This window comes from Alcanivorax sp. HI0083 (assembly GCF_001635175.1).
In genome coordinates this window covers 1-1,422 of record NZ_LWFX01001472.1, presented here as the reverse complement: position 1 = coordinate 1,422, position 1,422 = coordinate 1, and the positions used below count along the sequence as shown (strand labels likewise).

1 protein-coding gene and 1 pseudogene are annotated in these 1,422 nt (G+C 61.3%); both read right to left on the bottom strand.

The genetic code is table 11. The features are described from left to right. The coding region (locus A3754_RS22320; RefSeq protein ID WP_156497150.1) for an FAD-binding protein at positions 1-817 on the bottom strand (817 nt) is incomplete at its 3' end. 91 nt (positions 818-908) lie between these two features. Further along, positions 909-1,422, bottom strand: a pseudogene (locus A3754_RS22315) (UbiD family decarboxylase domain-containing protein); the annotation flags it as partial.

The window sequence follows — 1,422 nt, the reverse complement described above, 5'->3', positions numbered from 1 at the left end:
CGTTGTCGTCGGCACGGGTGGGGCTGTCCTGGGGATCCGTGGTGATCTCCATGGTCTTGACGATGGCCTGATCGCCCAGCGGGAAGGCGAAGAATTCGATGTGGCGGAAGTTGTTTTTTTCCTTCTCCACAAAATCCATGGCCTCACGAAGCGGCAAGGTCCAGGTGTGTTCTTCCAGCCGGAAGGCCGGTTCGTGGCGAAAACCGATTTCGGTGACCACTCCCAGGGCGCCCACGTTACAGCAGGCAGCGAGAAAGGTGTCGCCATCGGTGGCGGTTAATTCCAGCGCTTCGCCGTCGGGGGTGATCAGGCGCAAGGAATCCACTTGCCCGGACAGGCTTTGCAGGCCCAGCCCGGTGCCGTGGGTGCTGGTGGCAATGGCTCCGGCCAGGGATTGCAGGTTGATGTCCGGTTCATTGGTAAAACTGTAGCCCTGTTCGTAGGCCATGGCACTGGCCATGGCCAGCCGGGTGCCGCCACCGTAACGGAATACGTTGCCGTCAGTGCCACGCAGTCCGGCCATGGGCTCCAGGGAGATCAGGGTGTCGTCGGTGGGCACGATGCCACTGAAAGAGTGGCTGCCGCCGAAAGCCCGCAGGATGCCGGTGCTGTTGCGCATGGTGTTGCGCACCACGTTTTCATCGGTGGCGTACACCAGTTGTCGAGGGCTGGCGCTCTGGTTACCGGACCAGTTTTGCCAGGCGGGCGCGTTGCCGGTGCTGGCGAGCAGTTGGCCGGGGCCCATTGAGCCCAGGGCGCCGGTGGCGGCCAGGGATTTCAGGAAAGCACGGCGATTCAGTGACGAAAAAGCGGACATGGGCGACCTTGTTATCTTTGTTTTGTACGATCGTACCACATTTGTGTTTGGGCGCCACTGTTGTGATGTGATGCGGCGCCCACCCCGGGGGTTATTCCGGGGTATCGATACCCAGGGATGCCCACATTTCATCCACCCGGGTTTTCACGGCGGGGTCCATGGCGATGGCGCGGCCCCACTCGCGGGTGGTTTCACCGGCCCACTTGCTGGTGGCATCCATGCCCATTTTGGAGCCCAGCCCGGCCACTGGAGAAGCGAAGTCCAGATAGTCGATGGGGGTGTTTTCGATCATCACGGTATCGCGGGCCGGGTCCATGCGGGTGGTCATGGCCCAGATCACGTCTTTCCAGTCGCGGGCGTTGACGTCGTCATCGCAGACAATCACGAACTTGGTGTACATGAACTGGCGCAGGAAGGACCACACGCCCATCATTACCCGCTTGGCATGGCCCGGGTACTGCTTCTTCATGGTCACCACCGCCATGCGGTAGGAGCAGCCTTCCGGGGGCAGGTAGAAGTCCACAATTTCCGGGAACTGTTTTTTCAGGATCGGCACGAAGATTTCGTTCATGGCCACGCCCAGCACTGCCGGCTCATCCGGTGGC